At 38.0% G+C, this 18,308-nt stretch carries 20 protein-coding genes and 9 tRNA genes; 3 read left to right on the forward strand and 26 right to left on the reverse strand.

Annotated features, from left to right (window positions below; all coding sequences use genetic code 11):
- Positions 1-5 precede the first annotated feature (5 nt).
- The 8 genes from AAA071_RS04340 to AAA071_RS04375 form a co-directional block, all read right to left on the reverse strand.
- Positions 6-449 (reverse strand): cupin domain-containing protein, encoded by a 444-nt coding sequence (locus tag AAA071_RS04340; protein WP_008602552.1) that lies wholly within the window; start codon positions 447-449, stop codon positions 6-8.
- A 68-nt stretch (positions 450-517) separates the two neighbouring features.
- The gene (locus AAA071_RS04345) at positions 518-826 is read right to left on the reverse strand and encodes a heavy-metal-associated domain-containing protein (RefSeq protein ID WP_008602550.1); all 309 of its coding nucleotides are present in this window, start codon (positions 824-826) and stop codon (positions 518-520) included.
- A 14-nt stretch (positions 827-840) separates the two neighbouring features.
- Positions 841-1,083, reverse strand: a complete 243-nt coding sequence (locus AAA071_RS04350; protein ID WP_008602548.1) for a Sec-independent protein translocase subunit TatA/TatB — start codon at positions 1,081-1,083, stop codon at positions 841-843.
- Between the two features lie 36 nt (positions 1,084-1,119).
- Positions 1,120-1,875, reverse strand: coding sequence for a 6-phosphogluconolactonase (gene pgl / locus AAA071_RS04355; protein ID WP_004695191.1), 756 nt, complete (start codon positions 1,873-1,875; stop codon positions 1,120-1,122).
- Between the two features lie 170 nt (positions 1,876-2,045).
- Complete coding sequence (fabM, locus tag AAA071_RS04360; RefSeq protein ID WP_004695189.1) at positions 2,046-2,837, reverse strand: trans-2-decenoyl-ACP isomerase; 792 nt, start codon at positions 2,835-2,837, stop codon at positions 2,046-2,048.
- Between the two features lie 187 nt (positions 2,838-3,024).
- Positions 3,025-3,417, reverse strand: coding sequence for a 30S ribosomal protein S9 (gene rpsI, locus AAA071_RS04365; protein ID WP_004695188.1), 393 nt, complete (start codon positions 3,415-3,417; stop codon positions 3,025-3,027).
- Positions 3,418-3,437: 20 nt separating this feature from the next.
- Positions 3,438-3,878 (reverse strand): 50S ribosomal protein L13, encoded by a 441-nt coding sequence (gene rplM, locus AAA071_RS04370; protein WP_004695186.1) that lies wholly within the window; start codon positions 3,876-3,878, stop codon positions 3,438-3,440.
- Positions 3,879-4,035: 157 nt separating this feature from the next.
- Complete coding sequence (locus tag AAA071_RS04375) at positions 4,036-4,413, reverse strand: WapI family immunity protein (protein ID WP_004695184.1); 378 nt, start codon at positions 4,411-4,413, stop codon at positions 4,036-4,038.
- A 218-nt stretch (positions 4,414-4,631) separates the two neighbouring features.
- Between AAA071_RS04375 and AAA071_RS04380 the strand changes: the two genes are divergently transcribed.
- Positions 4,632-5,837, forward strand: coding sequence for an MFS transporter (locus AAA071_RS04380; RefSeq protein ID WP_302132499.1), 1,206 nt, complete (start codon positions 4,632-4,634; stop codon positions 5,835-5,837).
- 97 nt (positions 5,838-5,934) lie between these two features.
- Here the strand turns inward: AAA071_RS04380 and rpsD are convergent, their stop codons facing one another.
- Entirely contained in the window at positions 5,935-6,522 is a 588-nt protein-coding gene (gene rpsD, locus AAA071_RS04385; protein WP_004695181.1) for a 30S ribosomal protein S4, read from the reverse strand.
- A 297-nt stretch (positions 6,523-6,819) separates the two neighbouring features.
- On the opposite strand from rpsD, the gene AAA071_RS04390 reads away from it, so the two are divergent.
- Positions 6,820-7,719 carry a LysR family transcriptional regulator gene (locus AAA071_RS04390; RefSeq protein WP_349234059.1) on the forward strand — a complete coding sequence of 300 codons (900 nt, stop codon included), beginning with the start codon at positions 6,820-6,822 and terminating at the stop codon, positions 7,717-7,719.
- A 153-nt stretch (positions 7,720-7,872) separates the two neighbouring features.
- Positions 7,873-8,196 carry a YnfA family protein gene (locus AAA071_RS04395; RefSeq protein ID WP_118091555.1) on the forward strand — a complete coding sequence of 108 codons (324 nt, stop codon included), beginning with the start codon at positions 7,873-7,875 and terminating at the stop codon, positions 8,194-8,196.
- Between the two features lie 89 nt (positions 8,197-8,285).
- On the opposite strand, the gene AAA071_RS04400 is transcribed toward AAA071_RS04395, so the two are convergent.
- The 17 genes from AAA071_RS04400 to AAA071_RS04480 all read right to left on the reverse strand — a co-directional run bounded on the left by AAA071_RS04400 (position 8,286) and on the right by AAA071_RS04480 (position 18,086).
- Complete coding sequence (locus AAA071_RS04400; RefSeq protein ID WP_302132498.1) at positions 8,286-8,993, reverse strand: class I SAM-dependent methyltransferase; 708 nt, start codon at positions 8,991-8,993, stop codon at positions 8,286-8,288.
- Entirely contained in the window at positions 8,980-9,609 is a 630-nt protein-coding gene (locus AAA071_RS04405; protein ID WP_287542070.1) for a hypothetical protein, read from the reverse strand. Before AAA071_RS04405 ends, AAA071_RS04400 begins: the two co-directional genes overlap by 14 nt.
- Positions 9,610-9,717: 108 nt before the next feature.
- Positions 9,718-9,793 (reverse strand) — tRNA-Val (locus AAA071_RS04410).
- A 3-nt stretch (positions 9,794-9,796) separates the two neighbouring features.
- Positions 9,797-9,871, reverse strand: a tRNA-Glu gene (locus tag AAA071_RS04415).
- A gap of 8 nt (positions 9,872-9,879) precedes the next feature.
- Positions 9,880-9,955 (reverse strand) — tRNA-Asn (locus tag AAA071_RS04420).
- A 7-nt stretch (positions 9,956-9,962) separates the two neighbouring features.
- Positions 9,963-10,037 (reverse strand) — tRNA-Gly (locus tag AAA071_RS04425).
- Between the two features lie 3 nt (positions 10,038-10,040).
- Positions 10,041-10,116, reverse strand: a tRNA-Val gene (locus tag AAA071_RS04430).
- Between the two features lie 5 nt (positions 10,117-10,121).
- Positions 10,122-10,196, reverse strand: a tRNA-Glu gene (locus AAA071_RS04435).
- A gap of 5 nt (positions 10,197-10,201) precedes the next feature.
- Positions 10,202-10,277 (reverse strand) — tRNA-Lys (locus tag AAA071_RS04440).
- A 3-nt stretch (positions 10,278-10,280) separates the two neighbouring features.
- Positions 10,281-10,356, reverse strand: a tRNA-Asn gene (locus AAA071_RS04445).
- Between the two features lie 5 nt (positions 10,357-10,361).
- Positions 10,362-10,436: transfer RNA gene (locus AAA071_RS04450), tRNA-Gly, on the reverse strand.
- Positions 10,437-10,634: 198 nt separating this feature from the next.
- Positions 10,635-11,753: a nicotinate-nucleotide--dimethylbenzimidazole phosphoribosyltransferase gene (locus AAA071_RS04455; RefSeq protein WP_302132496.1), complete on the reverse strand. Its 1,119-nt coding sequence runs from the start codon at positions 11,751-11,753 to the stop codon at positions 10,635-10,637.
- Positions 11,750-12,787: a nicotinate-nucleotide--dimethylbenzimidazole phosphoribosyltransferase gene (gene cobT / locus AAA071_RS04460; RefSeq protein ID WP_004695173.1), complete on the reverse strand. Its 1,038-nt coding sequence runs from the start codon at positions 12,785-12,787 to the stop codon at positions 11,750-11,752. The genes AAA071_RS04455 and cobT overlap by 4 nt, the downstream gene beginning before the upstream one ends.
- 124 nt (positions 12,788-12,911) lie before the next feature.
- On the reverse strand, positions 12,912-13,799 hold the full coding sequence (locus tag AAA071_RS04465; RefSeq protein ID WP_287541883.1) for a prephenate dehydrogenase: 888 nt from the start codon (positions 13,797-13,799) through the stop codon (positions 12,912-12,914).
- A gap of 107 nt (positions 13,800-13,906) precedes the next feature.
- Positions 13,907-15,253: an MATE family efflux transporter gene (locus AAA071_RS04470; protein WP_004695170.1), complete on the reverse strand. Its 1,347-nt coding sequence runs from the start codon at positions 15,251-15,253 to the stop codon at positions 13,907-13,909.
- Positions 15,254-15,460: 207 nt separating this feature from the next.
- Positions 15,461-16,333, reverse strand: coding sequence for a 2-oxoacid:ferredoxin oxidoreductase subunit beta (locus tag AAA071_RS04475; RefSeq protein ID WP_004695167.1), 873 nt, complete (start codon positions 16,331-16,333; stop codon positions 15,461-15,463).
- 1 nt (position 16,334) lies between these two features.
- A complete protein-coding gene (locus AAA071_RS04480) occupies positions 16,335-18,086 on the reverse strand; it encodes a 2-oxoacid:acceptor oxidoreductase subunit alpha (RefSeq protein ID WP_004695166.1) in 1,752 nt (583 codons plus the stop codon).
- Positions 18,087-18,308 lie beyond the last annotated feature (222 nt).

The raw sequence follows: 18,308 nt of genomic DNA on the forward strand, positions 1-18,308 counted from the left end.
CAGGCTTAACAACTTTCCAAGAATTCTTTGATTTTAGGATTTGCTCGTAACATTTCCATCTCTTCAGGGGATAATAATTTTACCTTATCTCGATCTTGATTTACCAAGCAAAGAAAACCAATATAATCGCCCTTATTAGCACGGAACTGATGAATTGTTTTGCCTGGAATTTCGATAAAATCACCAGTTTCTACATCGTGGATTTCATCGCCCAATAAGACTTGCCCCTTGCCGCGAAATATCATAACCATATGCGTATGATCGTGATACTCCAAGGTAGAATATCCCCCTGGCAAACATTCAAAATAGCGGAATTGACACGGAATATCATAAGCACCATCGTATAATACTTGACGTGTTACATCTTTAAAAGGACTACCATCTTGTTTATATACCAAGGTTTCAATACCATCCCACTTAAAATTTTTAGCATCAAACTTACGTATCATCGTATTACCTCTTTAAACAAAAAAGGGCTGCATCGAAACAAGGTTTCAATACAGCTCCATCGGTTCGATTATTTGAAGAGACGTTTCAAAGTGCCTAGTAATCCATGACTATGTTTTTGTACACCGTCTGCAACGCCTGTCACTTCAAAGCCAGTTCGTTCAATGGCTTTTGTAATAACTTCTACAGATACTTTTGTTGGATCAAAAGAAACGGTAGCTGTCTTTTCTGGCAAATCTACTTCTGCACTTAATACGCCAGGCAAACCTAGAGATGCACCTTCAACTGTTTCTTTACAGTTGTTGCACATCATCCCCGGTACAGTAAATACCTTTGTTACAACGCCATTATCTTCGCCACAACCACAATCTTTGCACATAGTGTTACCTCCTATTAATCCTTAGCTTCTTTATGTTTATCGTCGTTCTTAGCCCCTGCTGTCACATCGATAGTAGTCGCTTTCTTAACGGCTTCTTTCGTTTCATCAACAGCCTTTTTAGGCCCCGAAATAGCATCTTTAAACTCATTGATGCCTTTACCAATAGCTTTACCGACTTCAGGCAATTTACCAGGTCCGAAGATAACTAGAGCAATCACTAATATAACTATTAATTCAGGTGTTCCTATAGACCCCATATGTATCTCCTTTATTTTTACTACTACTTATACTCTTTAGTGTACATCATCATAGGCTGCCTTGTCCACATACCAGGTCATAGCTTTTTGTGAAAGCACCGCTCCAGGCAATACACGACCAATGCGTTTTTCCCAAGGTAAATCCTCGTAATCTTCGCGTTGATACAATACCTTTGTCAATGCAGTACGCTTACTTTCACCAGTTACGGTAAACCAAACCGCATCAGATTTTGCTAAGAACGAAAAGGTCATAGAAATACGTTCCCACACCTTTCCATCCTCAACAGCTACCACCTCTTGATCTGTGACACGCAATGCATGAGAACCTGCAAATAGACCGGCTGTATGACCATCTTCTCCAAGATCGAGCAATGCCAAATCTAGTCCACTTTTTTTACAGGCCTTGAGAACATTCTTAACCTCTTTCTCGTATTCCGCTGCCGCTTCTATTACAGTTTTAGAATCTGTATTGATTGGCAAGAAATGAGCCGCCCCTTTCGCCTTACACAACAAGTAAGGTTTCACGCGATTGAAGTAATTATCCTCATGAGATTGCGGCAAGAATCGCTCATCAGTCCACACAAAGAATATGCGTTCCCAATTGAGGCGTTCAATATATTCTGGGGAATTAAGCAATTCTAATAAACCATTAATAACAGTCCCGCCCGTAATACCAACAACACACGTTTCAGTGCGATTGATTTCCTCGTTGGTGAAAGCAATAAAATCCTCTGCCAATGCTTGAACTACATCGCTAGGGCTATCATAACATTTAATTGTATCTTGAGCCATGTAATAATGACCTCCTAAAACTATTTCAATAGTTCTATTATATACACTTTTTCTGTGTAATGAAAGCAAAACCGATGCAACTCAATAGTTGGAGCCACATCGGTTCTAATTATATTTGTATTTACCTATGAATTACAGGAAATTCCAGTCCGTATATTCATAAATCAATATTATTGTTGACCAAATTTAGGACGGCGACGCTCTGTGAAAGCACGTACACCTTCTTTAAAGTCCTCTGAAAGACCTAATGCACATTGGTTTTCTACTTCAAACTTCTTGTACTCTTCCCAGCCAGCTAAGAAGCTATTCCACATCATTTCCTTCATAACTCGATAAGATTGTGCAGGTCCTTTTGCCAACTTCTCAACAAGGCGTCTTGTAGCAGTCTCTAAATCTTCTAATTCACAAACCTTATACACAAAGCCAAGTTCCTTACCCTTTTCAGCAGATACGGCTTCACCGGTCATAACAATATGCATAGCACGGTTCATACCAATAGAGCGAGTTAGTAGGAATAAACCGCCTGCATCAGGAGCAAGACCTACATTTACGAAGGCTTGAATAAAGCGTACGTTATTAGCAGCCACAACAAAGTCCGCCGCCAAAGCCATATTGAAGGCAGCACCTGCTGCAGCCCCTTGAAGGCTCATGATAACAGGTTTTGGTAACTTCTTCATAGCCATAGAAATCTCAGCTACCAGCTCAACAATTTCAAATAAAGACTCAGTATCCCCTTCGTTTACAGCGCGCTCCATCTCTGTTAAATCGCCACCCGCCGAGAACACCTTTCCCTCTGCATTGATGAGCAACGCTCGAACGCTTTCATCATTATGAGCTTTATCTAAGACCTCAAGGATCTCCTTGCACATCTCGATATTAAAACCATTGGCTACGGTTGGACGATTAAAGGTCAACGTACCAATACCGTTGTCCACTACGTACTGAATTGTATTATAAATCATATGATTTCTCCTATATAAAAATCTATTTTCGAAAAAATTCGATTATTATATATCTATTATAGGAGAATTAAATATAGATGTAAATGAAAGAATGAAAATTAAACTGACTTGAGTATTAAAAATTATCTAATAATGCAAAAACACCTGCAGACATTGTCTGCAGGTGTAATATCCTGTATTCCAAATATTAACGTTTGGAGAATTGGCTTGCTTTGCGGGCTTTTTTAAGACCGTATTTTTTACGTTCTTTCATACGTGGGTCACGAGTCAAGAAGCCAGCTTTTTTCAAAGATTGACGAAGTTCGCCATCTACGTCCAATAACGCACGGGAGATACCGTGACGAATTGCACCAGCTTGACCGGAAGGACCACCACCAGCTACAGTTGCGATTACATCGTATTGTTCAACTGTGTTAGTCAAGTTCAAAGGTTGTTTTACGATCAATTCCAAAGTTTGGCGACCGAAATAATCATTAAGTTCACGTTTGTTAACAGTGATTTTACCTGTGCCCGGTACCAGACGAACTCTAGCAACGGAAGATTTTCTACGACCAGTGCCGTAATATTGTGCTACTGCCATTATATATTCCTCCCTCTAGATTATCGTACGGAAATTTCTAACACTTCTGGTTTTTGAGCTGCATGTGGATGCTCAGGACCAGCGTATACGTTTAATTTACGGTATTGTTGTGCACCCAATTTATTTTTTGGAAGCATGCCACGAACTGCCATTTCAACAACACGTTCAGGTTGTTTTTCAAGCATCATGGACAATTTAGTGAAACGGGAACCACCTGGGTAACCAGAGTGACGGAAGTATTCCTTTTGTTCCAATTTTTTACCAGTTACGCGAATTTTTTCAGCGTTTACAACGATCACATGGTCACCAGTGTCTACGTGTGGTGTGAAAGTTGGTTTATTTTTGCCCCGAAGAACTTTTGCAACTTCGGCAGCAAGGCGTCCTAAAGTTTTACCTTCAGCGTCAACAACATACCATTTCCGTTCGATTGTGTTCGGATTGGCCATATATGTAGTTTTCATGCTGCATATCCTCCTAATAACGTCATAATTCTACCAAAATCAGCTTGTCCTTTGCTTCCGGGGCTAATGGAAACACGACTAAAGCTTACTCAAAATAGTATACAGATTTTATGGGTTTGTGTCAATTAAAATTTAGCAGTTATATGCTGTCATCAAATTATTTTTTTAGTATAGAATTACATTGCTGTATTACCTCATTCAATACGGTCTGATCAGTATTAAGAAGAAGTTTAACCCAATTATCACGCCAACTGCCTCCTAATTGAGCTTCTACTTTTATCTGTCCATATGATTTACATATAATATGGACATAATCATCCGAATCATCATAAGCAATACGAACGTCTCCATCTAATGTAATATATATTAATTTGAGTTGACTGATTAATTGTCTAAATTCATTTACAGTATAAACAAATGTACCTCGACCAGAAAAGTCTCCACTTTTGATATATACACTAAAAGCTATACACTCTTCCCAAGGCTCAACATCTGCAAAATATTTTTCTTCTAACTCAACACGTATAAAATCCATTAGTATCCCCTCTAAATAATAAAAATGAATAGTTCCCTTTATTATCTTTCATTAGCAGAAACCTACTTATATTACATATTACTTTATATTGTGCAGGAAATTTATATATTTATATAGAATTATGAATATATAATATCAGAAATTGATAAAAGTTTAATTTAGATTTTGTAAAACAATACATATTATATCTGTACTTCTATAATCTAGGAGATGATAATATGAATCTAGAAAATAAAAACTCATTTCTCTTAAATAGTGCTCTATTTTTTTCGACAATGGGAAGCACAGCAACAACACTAGGCTTTATAACATATATATTTAATACCACCCACAGTCCCTTTAATACAGGGGCAGTTACGATAGCAACATTATTAGTTGGAATGTTATTAGGCCCATTTTTAGGGATACTGGTAAAAGAAAAAGGCTTAATGTGGTCTATGGTAGTTCCTGAAATAGTTTCGGGTTTTATATTATTAATTTTTGTTTTCATAGATAACCTTTATTTAGTATATATCATAGCTTTTCTTATAGGTTTTAATAATAAAATTTTAGGAATCGCTAGACTTTCTTTTATACCTAATATAACAAATGATCTAGTCAAATTTAATGCACTGCTCCGGTCTATTAATCGTTTTGCATTGATAAGTGGTTCCTTATTATTTAGCGTTATAATTAATTACTCTTTAACGATGGTGTTTGTTATTGATGCAATTACTTATATTATTTCAGCCTACCTACTTTATCGATTAAATAGAAATGTGAGAATACAATCACACTCAACTATCTCCCAAAAAACTATTAGACAAAGCATATATGACCGCATTCAACTTTTAATAAAAGGATATAAATTATTATTCCTAAATAAAAAAATTAATTTTATAGTTTATTTGGGTATATTAGCTAGAATATTTTATATGTGTATTCCAATTCTACTATTAATATTTATTAAAGATATCTTACATTTAACTGATAGTCAGTATGGATATACACAAACAATCTCTAGATTGGCATCATTCATTATTTTTGGACTTCTTGCTAAATATTTTACTATTAACTTAGCAACGAGTTTTAAAAAAGTTTTGTTCCCTCTTTTTATACTATATGGAGGAAGTATTTTTTGCATAGGCTATATAGAAACAATAAAACAACTTTATATTCTATATAGTATATCTGAAATATTATTATTTACAGCCGTTGTTTTAGTTCATGCATATATACAATCTATTTTTTCACAGGAAGAGTTAACATTAGCTAGCGGTTCTGTAAGTACAGGCTTCTCTATTGGATCAATATTATCAATAACTATATTTACAAACTTAGCAAATATATTACCGCTACATGATATATTTTTTATATGTGGACTGGGAATAATTATAAGCACAGTTATTATAATAGGCTATACTCGATTAAACCAAGAAAAATAGATTTTATGATAATTATTTGATTTACCCTTTTATAAATAATACACACATAATATATAAAAAATCCGCAGTGCGTTGCACTGCGGATTCTTGCGCCAAATTATTTGGAGTACAATTCGACGATAAGTGTTTCATTAACTTCGATAGGAAGTTCTTCACGTTGAGGAAGACGAGTGAATGTAGCTTTGAAGCCTTCCAAGTCTTTTTCAATGTAAGGAAGTTCGAAAGAACGAAGTTCTTGGAAGTTAGTTTTGAACATTTCGTTGTCACGAGATGCTTCGCGTAATTCGATTACATCGCCTGGTTTGCAGGAGAAGGAAGGAATGTCTACGCGACGACCGTTTACCAAGATGTGTCCATGGTTTACCATTTGACGAGCTTGACGAATGGAATTACCGAAACCGATGCGATATACAAGGTTATCAAGGCGTTGTTCCAAAAGGATCAACATGTTTTGACCTGTAACACCTTGCATTTTTTTCGCTTTATCATAATAGCGTACGAACTGGCGTTCTAGCAAGTTGTAGTAAGCTTTAACTTTTTGTTTTTCTAATAATTGTGTGCCATACTCAGACATTTTTTTCTGACGTTGGTCTTTTTTGACGCGATTCAAGGCTTTTGCGTGACCGAATACGTTCACACCAAAGCGACGACAAAGTTTGAATCGAGCCTCTCTTCTCGTTGCCATGTGATTATCACCTCATAAGATTAAAATAAACTTGTACCTACACATAATGGTACCCAAGTATAATATCATTTTCATCTAGTTATGTCAATTATCGATACCTATGAAAGTCATTGAAATAAGTGTATAATCACAATTTTTAATTACACTTTTTTACGATAATACTACGCACTATATCGATTGTGCATGTTTCATCATATTTTATAGATTTAGATGAAAAATCAATTATAGTATGCTACAATATGAATAAGTAAGGTAATAGGTATCATTGGAGTCTTATGTCTAAGTTGGGGGAATAACATGAAAGAGTTACCTACAATGCAAGAGCTACAAAGTTTTATTACCTATAATAAAACAGGAAGCTTTACACTAGCTGCACAATCTATGAATATTACACAATCAGCTTTCAGCGCTCAAATGAAAAAGTTAGAGCGTTTAGTTGGTGTGAAATTAATCTCCCGTTCCACAAGAGGTAGCCGTTTAACACCAGAAGGTGAGTTATTTCTACCAGAAGCTGAACAAGTTCTTGACACGTTGGAACGAGCTATCCAATCCATTCGTTTGGCTAGCAAGGTTGAACGCCCAATTCTAAATATTGGCGTATTACGTAGTCTTGGGGATATCCGTCTAAACGGTTACGTTTCCCACTTTTTCCAAAACCATCCTGAATTCTCTGTTAGTATTTACGATATGGAAGAAGAAGAATTGATGCTCGACTTGCGAGAAAACCGCATCGATATTGCATTACTCTATTTACCAAATAATAAGGATATGTCCGCATACGAATCCACCGCGCTTAGAGAAGACGAATTTGTATACTATGCACCAAACTTAGTGAACGGTATGGAAACAGCCAGTTTAAAAGCTATCCAGCAACAACCACTGCTCATGTATCCACCTAAATACTTTATGTATCGCACATTAAAAAACTATGTTGGGAACGGTCAACAAAACCTACATATCCGCGGTAGCCGTCTATCCAATCCATATACAATGATCGACTACTGTCAAAAGAATAAATCTGGTTGCATCGTAGCACGCCAAATTTTAAGTTCTTTAAACATCAATGATGGCTTTGTACCTTTAGAAAAACTATTCAAACTACAAGTGTGCTTCGCATTTAAGAAGAATAATTCTAAAACAGAAACTATGCATACCTTCATGGATTATGTACAAAGCGAATCACCACCACGTTTATAATAACGAATAGAACCCCGTATACCTTTTGGTGTACGGGGTTTTACTATAAACAACAAATGACCTATCTATACAAAACAATTGCTCTCTTTTATCCTAAGTTGTAGAATAGAGAATAGATTTCAATTAATACAGTAAGAATACAGTGAGGTTACTATGCTCTTATCTATTCTATTCTTTATACTAGCAGGACTTGCGGAAATCGGTGGCGGCTATCTCGTATGGCTCTACATGCGTGACGACAAAGGACCTATTTACCTAATCACAGGTGCTTTTATTTTATTCTTATATGGCATCATCCCTACCTTCCAGCCAGAAGCTAGCTTTGGGAAAGTATACGCAGCATACGGGGGCGTATTCATTGTCCTCTCTATTCTATGGGGCTGGCTTGTGGACGGCTTGCGACCAGACATGTATGATATTATCGGTGGTATCGTGTGCCTTGTAGGTGTATATATCATCATGTATGCACCACGGTAATTTAGCTATAAAACTAGAATAAAAAAATATCCCCAAAAAGTATATCAATTAGTTATACTTCTTGGGGATATTTAGTTAGAGTAAAAGTTCTATTTCTTCATTTTAAAGACTATATATTTGGGGTAATCCCATGTTCTGGGATATAACTTCATTATATCATCAGTTGGATATATCTCATCAATAGAAATATCTCTAAACTTATGTTTATAAGCAACTTCCATATATACACTAATTGCTCGATGATAATATTTAATCTTATTATCCATACACAATCGATCTAAAGATATATTAAAGTTTAAATCATACTCTCGAACGTTTAAATAGCTAAATTCCTTCATTTCCTCCGATCTAAACAAATGATAAAAACATGGATGCGGAATACTAAATGAAAATAAGGCATCAGTACGCAATAGTTTATAAACATTTTCCAAAAGAGTATCCAAATCTCCAATACTATGAATCGACATATGTGCAAAACAGCCATCAAAATTCAGTTCAGAATCATATGTTAAAATATCGCCATTAATATATTTTATATTAGAAGTAAAATTATGATTTATAGCAAACGATATAACATCACTGGCTTTATCTAAGGCATATAAAAAACCAAGCTCACTTGATAAACTTTTACTAAGATACCCAAGACCACAACCAATTTCTAAAACTTTATTTAATTTATATTTTGAAAAGTACTGTTTCCAATATGGAAGAAAAATCTTTTCAAATGTAATATCTTTATGAGACAAAATCTGTGAACTTCTATGGAGAATATCATCACTATAGTTAATTTCTGTCATTCCCTTCTAATAAACTTAAAATATCTTTTGCCAAAGCAATCATATATGGATGATCACTATTATTAAAGATATATATTTCGTGTTCTTTGTTCGTTCCTGTAGAAATAGCTAATTGCTCAGCACCAGCGCGTCCTCTATTAATTATAGTAAACCTAGCATTAGGTTTAAAAGTATCTAAATTATAATTCTTTACGTTCATTCCTAGAGCTTTAAACTTGCTACCATTTACATTTTTACCAATCCAAATATCAACTGATATAGAATTTTTTACTAATCTTTTAATTTCTTTCTGCACATTTTCAGAAGACTCAATCCAAGATGCATCATGTGAAACAATTTCAACAGTTGATGCTCGTTCAAAAAACTCTAATATATATTTATTAATTGCAGCATCACCGTTAAAAACTTTAGCTTCTACAGAAATTCTTCTCCTATCAGATATAATTTCTATAATTTTTTTTATAACAGGAGTTAAGGTTCCAAAAAAAAATTCTGAAAAAAATGGAATCATATAAGAATAGCCAAAAATAAGAGCTATAATTTCTAAAATTAATACTAAAACAATAATGTATTCAAGTGTTGATATATTATTCAAATGATATTTTATACGATACATCTAATTAATCTCACAATCAAACAAAACTACTAAATATATTACATTATTATATCAAAATCATATAAAAATCACATCAAAAAAGAGACCATCAAAGATGATCTCTTAATATGGTGGACGATGACAGGATCGAACTGCCGACATCCTGCTTGTAAGGCAGACGCTCTCCCAGCTGAGCTAATCGTCCATGTGGTGACCCGTCCGGGAATCGAACCCGGGATACCGCCGTGAAAGGGCGGTGTCTTAACCGCTTGACCAACGGGCCAATAAAAATGGCTCCTCGAGTAGGACTCGAACCTACGACCGATCGGTTAACAGCCGATTGCTCTACCGACTGAGCTATCGAGGAATGTGTATGGAGCGGGAAACGAGATTCGAACTCGCGACCCCCGCCTTGGCAAGGCGGTGCTCTACCGCTGAGCTATTCCCGCAAATGGTGGACGATGACAGGATCGAACTGCCGACATCCTGCTTGTAAGGCAGGCGCTCTCCCAGCTGAGCTAATCGTCCATATGTGGTGACCCGTCCGGGAATCGAACCCGGGATACCGCCGTGAAAGGGCGGTGTCTTAACCGCTTGACCAACGGGCCAGAAATGGTGACTCACCCGCGACTCGAACGCGGGACACCCTGATTAAAAGTCAGGTGCTCTGCCAACTGAGCTAGTGAGTCAAATGGCTCCTCGAGTAGGACTCGAACCTACGACCGATCGGTTAACAGCCGATTGCTCTACCGACTGAGCTATCGAGGAATGTATGGAGCGGGAAACGAGATTCGAACTCGCGACCCCCGCCTTGGCAAGGCGGTGCTCTACCACTGAGCTATTCCCGCATACAGAACCGATAATTACTATAACATAATTATCAATCTGTCGTCAAGGATGAATTAAGTCCGTCCTGACTGCCATATAATAATATCAATTTACACATATAGTGTCAATGGTTTTTCCGTAAAATTCCTTGAAAATATAGCATACAAGAATGTCTTTTACCCGAGAAAAGGGGATATACAATCCCCCTTCAAAACGGGTTATTCTTTATCCTTTTGTCTACCTTTACCAGCCCCATCTTCAGCCACGCTAACTTCGGCTTCGATGAATGTTTTCATGTCATTTAGCATATGCATGGATGCATCGATTATAGATAGACCCATAGTTGACCCTAAAGCTTCATCTATTAGCAGGTTATAGTGCAAATAAGGCTTCACCCCTAAGAAGCGACATTGTTCCTTATGTATAGGTTCATCATGTATAGGCTCATCATAGGCAGCCGACGGGAACACATAGTCCTTAACTAGCGGTTCAATGGTAACCGCCGCTAAAACAGCTGCACCAGTTACTATATTATCAAAGACTACAGCCATGCGATGGCTAGCAGCTCCTAAGATAAAGGCCGTTAAAAATGCAATATCTAAACCACCCGCTATGTGAAGCAAGTGCAATACCGCATCACGGCGCTCACTTTCACTAATAGTAGACCAATCATCCACAGAAATATTAAATCGATCTACAAAAGAATGAATATGAGCAGCGCGTTGCTCTATCGTAGGGCCATATTCATTATGAACGAGAATATCCTCATAGGCACAACCTGTGATTGTCGCCGTCGTTACAAGAGAGTCCAGAAAGGCCCGCTCCCCTATATTGCCAATAGCCACCACTTGTAATCCATCTCTATGTAACTTATCTGCATAGGTAAAACCTAGCTCAAGAGCACGCTCTAATTCATCTCGAGAAATAACAGGTTCTACGCCAAAGAAATGGGACCCGTTTCGAATCACCTGTTGCTCAATATTGGCTAAATCAGAAGTGTCTTGTTCTAGACCTATATTCACCACATGTACCGTAGCATTTAATTTAGCTGCAGCCCCTTGTGTAGCTGTTCTTCCCTCATTAAAGCGTTTTATGGCAGCATAACTTTCACTACCATGTTGATCATTTTGCGGTCCATCTACCAAGTGATCAGCTGCCACAACGAGCACACCTTGACGCAAATGATTTGGTTTAGAGTCTCCTAAAATTCCTGCAAAACGCTCCGCTATAGTTTCTAACGTAGCCAGGCTATAGATGGGCTTTGTCAAATTATCAATACGGAATCGACATGTTTCCATTGCTTGTGTATCTAACGGCTCAATTTTGAAAGTTCTCATTTATTACCTCCTGTAATGGCCATATACATATGCACCGCAAGATCTAACATCCCCATTTGTACCGAACTGCCAGAGGCCTCCCCCAAACAAAGTCCCAAGTCTACATACGCTTCTAAGCCTAGGTTTTCTAAGGAGGACTTCGCAGCCTTTTCAGCAGACAAATGAGATGCCATCACATAATCCATCGCTTTTGGAGCCAACGTTTTAGCCACCAATGCACAAGCCGATGTATTAAATCCATCGATAATAACTAACCCATGATTTGCTGCGGCGCCTAAGATAACGCCAACGATACAAGCAAATTCAAAGCCGCCTACAGAGGATAAAATCCCAATGGCATCGTCTTTAGGAATATCCTTATATTTCTCCAGTACGTCATGAACAATGCGTTGCTTTAATTTAAGGCGCTCATCGGAAATATTCGTTCCTCGTCCCGTCGCCTCTTCCGCTGTAAGTCCTGCAAACTTAGCAGTCATAAGGGCACTAGCTGTCGTATTTGATATGCCCATTTCACCTACCAAAAATACGTTAAAGCCTTCATCGATTTTTTCTTTTACTAGACGAATCCCTGTTTCGATGCCCTCCACGGCTTGTTCGCGCGTCATGGCGGGCTCTTCTACAAAGTTTTTTGTACCCATCCCCAGTTTATGACTTCGAAGCCCCGGAACCCAACTCATATCCGCATCAATCCCCATGTCGATAACTTCCATTTGGGCCCCACAATAATTAGCTAGGGAGTTAGCACCCGCCCCTTTAGGGATTAGATAATTTTGTGTCATCCCAACAGTTGTTTCCTTAGGATACGCACTAACACCCATATCAGCTACGCCATGATCCGCAGAAGCAATAATCATACATGGTTTTGGCACGGTTACCTGCTCTTGATTCGTAGCCGCCCCATATTGAGCCACAACATCTACAAGACGACCATATAGTTCCACCGGCGATTCTGCATTCCAGCTATTAAATATATGTTGTTCAATCTTTAAGCTGCGACCTGTAATAGCGCCACAAGTTTCTTGTAACAAACTCATAAAAGCTCCCTTAACATAATACTATTTACATACTCATAACGATATATAGTATACACGATTCTAAATATATGTCATGTTTTTTCAGTTACATTTACACTCTTATAGGATACAAAACTACGCCATTTTAATTATCCTTAATCTGACCAGTTAAATACGGTAACTTTCCTCGAATCTCGCGACTTCGTTCAAGATAGCTTTCTAATTCTTGTCCTTCGTCATCTTGTGAAAGTATCGCTTTAACATGTTCAATTTCTGATTCAATTTGTGTAAGGCCTTCAATAACATTATGACGATTCCCATAGATAATTTCGCGCCACATAGATGGTAATCCACCAGCCACACGTGTACAGTCTCTAAAGCCCCCTGCGGACAATTTCATACGCAATTCGCCCAATTCATCGCCTCCCGAAACTTGTGTTAAAATAGAGGCCAATAAGTGAGGCATATGACTAACCATAGCCAGATATGCATCGTGAGCATAAATATCGACAAACTCGATACGAGACCCTAAGGCACGACCCATGTCAGCTAATTCTTGAGCTACTTCTTCACTATATACATCAGATGCCTTATCTTCTAACACGATCCAGCCCATACCTTTGAATAGGTTTTTATGAGATACTTCATACCCACCCTTTTCGGATCCTGCCATAGGATGGACAGATACGAAAACGGTCCCCTTAGGAATCGATTCATAAATGGCTCGTACAAAATTTTCCTTCGCACTAGATACATCGGTTATGACTTGTCCCGGTCTAAATAGATGAGCCGTTTCAGTAAAAAGTCGTGCATTTGTATCAGGTGGCAAGGAGAACACAACGATATCTGAGTTCTTAATCAATGGCTCAACTTCAGTCCACGCAGCTTTTACCACACCATCTTGAATGGCCGCATCACAGACCTCTTGACGACGTGCATAGCCTACTACCTCATAATCTGTATATTCCTTTAAGGCCTTTGCCAAGGATCCACCTAATAGGCCTAAGCCAATAATGCCCACTGTCTTACTCATATAAACCTACTTTCAAGTAAAACTAGCAATGTCTATTCTCCAATATAATGCTAGTTATATTACATTATTATTTAGCTAATTGTAAATCAAAATTAGGGAGAATGAAATTAAGCTTCGATAAGATGCTTGTTTCTCCATTTACCGCTATACCAACGATATATAAACAATAAACCTCGCAAGATTTCATCAGCGGCCATGGCAATCCATATACCAACAAGGCCCCACCCCCAGTAAATACCAAATAGATACGATAATGGCACGGCGCATAACCACATACCAAAGATTCCCACTAGCATAGGCGTACGAATATCACCGGCAGCCTGCAAACAACCAACCATAACGATATTTACTGCACGTCCTAACTCAAGAAAGATCTCAACCAGTAATACATTATGTGCTAACTCTAGGATTTCCGGATCCGAAGTAAACACAGATACAACAAAATCACTAGTCACATAGAAGAATGTAGCAAGACCTACGTTAATAGCAATCGCTAAATACATGGACTTCCATACACGACTAGTAACCTCCTCTTGGCGTTTAGCGCCCATTAGGAAACCTACGATAACTTGTGAAGCATTGGATAGCGCTATGGTGTATACATAACAAAGCATGGCGATAACAGATACATAAACTTTAGTATTAATAACTGCTAAGCCTAACATGTTGACCATTTTCATGATCGTAGTTTGAGATAATTGATAGCTCAATGTTTCGCCACCAGAAGGAACACTAATATGCAATAAAGATTTAACCGTATGCCACGGAAATGGTTTTAAGAATTTAAAGTTTACCTCTAAGGTTAATAATTTCTTAAAAGTATATCCAATAATCACGAGCCCTACGACTTTAGATAGCCATGTTGAAATAGAAACACCTAATACACCAAGGCTTGGTATTGGACCATGACCAAAGATTAATACATAGTTTGTTAGAATATGAATGATATTCATCACAAGGGCAATGTACATGGTAACGCGTGTTAATGATTGACCTCTAAATACGGCTACTAACGCATAATACATCGCTTGTATCGGTAGCCCTGCAGCAACAATAGTAGTATATATCGACGTATCACTCATCGTTTCTGGTGGTATACCTAGCCATGTAAAGATCCATTCATGGCAAGTAATAAAGAATACTGCCGCTATAGATGAAAAGAGAAAATTCATCATTAAGCTGACCGTACATACCTCTGATAGCTTGGACTGGTTTCTCGCTCCTAAATATTGAGCAATCAAAATCGTCGTAGCTGTACTCATGACGATGATGAGCATAATAAAGATATTTAAAATCTGATTGGCATTAGCTACCGCTGCTACCGCTTGAGGCGAGTAGTGACTCATCATCAATTGGTCTATATTACCTACTAGCATCTGTAGGAACACTTCAATAAATATAGGCCAACTCAAAGTCCAGATAGATAGACTAATCCCCTTTTCGTATGCTTTCATAAAAACCTCTGCAATGAATACGATACGATTGCAATGAATATCATACAATGTCCTTATTATATCACGTTATATAACCACATGGGACAAATCGCAGAAAGCAATATACTTAATAGTTTTTCATAAAATAGTACATACAAAAAACGTGCCACCCAAAGGTGACACGTTTATTATGTAGACAAGCAAGTATCTATAGTGTTCTGCTAATGCTTATTTGAAGCCATTACAAAGGCTGTCGAATAATGCTTGGTCAGGTTTTACAACATCTTCAGTCAATGGACGAGGATGTGGTCCGCCATTTGCTGCAGCCATTGCTTTTTCAAAGGAAGGTTTAGATGTATTTTGATAGATAAGGCCTGTAACCAAACCATCAGTATCACCCAAAGTTTTAAGCGCTGTTGCACGATCTGTTGGGTCATAACCTTCAGGCAATGCTACTAAATGTTCTTTGAACCAATCATAGCTATTGCGTTTGTTGTATGTAACACATGGGCTAAATACATTGATGAAGGAGAAGCCCTCATGATCCATAGCTTGTTGAATCAAATCAACGAGCTCTTTACGATTCACCATATAGCTTTGCGCTACAAATGTAGCACCTGCTGCAATCGCAGTTTCACAAACGGACAATGGAGACTCAAACGCACCATGAGGAGTTGTTTTTGTAACAAAACCGATATCAGAACGAGGGGATGCTTGACCTTTAGTCAAACCATATACATGGTTATCCATTACTACGTATGTCATGTTTACATTACGTTTAAAAGCATGAATGGTGTGACCCATACCGATAGCAAAGGCATCACCGTCACCGGAAAATGCGATAACTTCTAGGTCTTGGTTAGCAAGCTTAACGCCTTGCGCATAAGGAAGCGCACGGCCATGAGTTGTATGCGCACCATAAGCGTAGAAATAGCCACCGATACGGCTAGAGCAACCAATACCGGAAATTACGGCTAATTTTTCTGGTGGAATATTTTTCGCTACTACAGCGTCAGTAATCGCCGCTTGAACCCCATAATGGCCACAGCCTGGACACCAGTTAGGACGAATATCATTTCTGTAATCTTTAGCTGTTGTCATATTATAGGACCTCCTTAATCGCATTTTTCACATAACTTTTTGTGAATGGATTACCATCGTATTTCAAGCAGCTAGAAATCTTATGTTTCTTATGCATGTTGATTTTAAATAAATTAGCCAATTGACCAGTTTTATTGTGTTCTACAACAACTACTTTTTTCGCCGCATCAAAGAACGGTTGTAATTGCTTTGCTGGGAATGGTTTAATTAAGCGCAATTGTAAATGGTTAACTTTAACGCCTTCTTGATCGAATTCAGCAACAGCTTCTTCGATAGCACCACGACTAGAAGCCATACCTACAACGAGTACATCCGCTTCATCGTATTTAGCATTGTTCAAGAATGGTTCATAATTGTCAGCTACAGTTTCCAATTTGCGGAACCGTTTATCAGTTTGCGCTACGTGCATTGTAGGCGCTTCTGCTGGTTTACCTTCTTCATTATGCTCTAAACCTGTGGAAAGGAATAGACCATTTTTCATGCCTGGAATTGTACGCGGAGAAATGCCATCTTCAGTCAATTCAAAGCGTTTGAAGTAGTTAGGTTGTACCAATTCAGGAAGTTCAGCTTCTTTCATCATTTTACCGCGATTAATAGGTACGCGGTTCAAATCGAAGGAAGGAACTGATTGTTTATTCAAACCTTGTTGTAAGTCAGGCATAAAGATAACTGGACATTGATACATTTCTGCCAAATTGAAAGCTTTTTGAATTTCATAGAAGCATTCTTCGATAGATGTTGGTGAAATTACGATACCAGAATAGTCGCCATGTGCATTGTAGCAAGCTGCATCAATATCAGATTGTTCAACTTTTGTAGCCATACCAGTGGATGGGCCAGAACGTTGAACGTCGATAACAACCATTGGCAATTCAGCCATAGAAGCCATGGACAAGGATTCTGCCATCAAGGAAAGACCTGGGCCAGAAGTACATGTGAAGCCACGAACACCTGCGTATACGCCACCCATAGCTGTCATACACGCTGCGATTTCGTCTTCTGTTTGAACAACAGTTGAGCCCAACTTATCCATAGTTTTAATCATGTATTCCATAACTTCGGATGCTGGTGTAATAGGATAAGACGCCATAAAACGGGAGCCTGCTGCAATAGCACCAAGAGCACATGCTTCGTTACCTAATAAGAACATTTGATCTTTCTTACCAGGCGCTGGCAATGTATCGATTTCAACATCGCCTAATTTTTCCATTACAAGGCTATGACCATCATCGAAAGCAGCCAAGTTTTTATCAATAATCTCTTGGGATTTCTTTGCAAATTTCTCAATAATAGCATCTTTAAACATCTTAGTATCAAAGCCAAGAAGCGCTACGGACATCCCCAGTGCTACGATATTACGCATCAACAAGGAGCCTTGTTTCATTGCTGTTTCAGAGATAGGCAAAGATAAGCAATTAATCTTTGTACCTTCAAATTTAGAAAAGTCTGGATTAACTTTGCTATCACAGATGATATATCCACCATCACGTACTTCGGAACCGTGCATATCAACGGTTTCTTGATCAAGGGAAAGCAAGAAGTCTACCCCTTCACCAATGGACATAATTTGTTCCAATGCTACGCGCAATGCGAATGTAGTATGACCACCTTTGATGCGAGATGCAAATAAACGTTGGCTATACAAAGAGTAGCCTTCTTTAGCAAGGATTGTGGCCATAATTTCGCCGCAACTCTCGATACCTTCACCTTGTTGGCCGCCCATTTTCCAGATAAAATCTTTACGTTTTTGCAAGAGATTCACCCTCCTTAGGATAAAAATTACACTGCTGACAAGAGTCTACCTTACTATGTTAATGTTTTATAGTACGAACCTGTCTTATATCGTCATTGTATCATGTATATTTTAGGTTTACAATGTATCATTTCACATAATAATAGGTATAAATTAAGGTATTATAACTAAAAATTATAAAAAAAAAAGATACTACTTTTGAAGTAGTATCCTTTTAGTATT

Source organism: Veillonella parvula (assembly GCF_040097785.1).
Classification (GTDB): Bacteria; Bacillota; Negativicutes; order Veillonellales; family Veillonellaceae; genus Veillonella; species Veillonella parvula_D.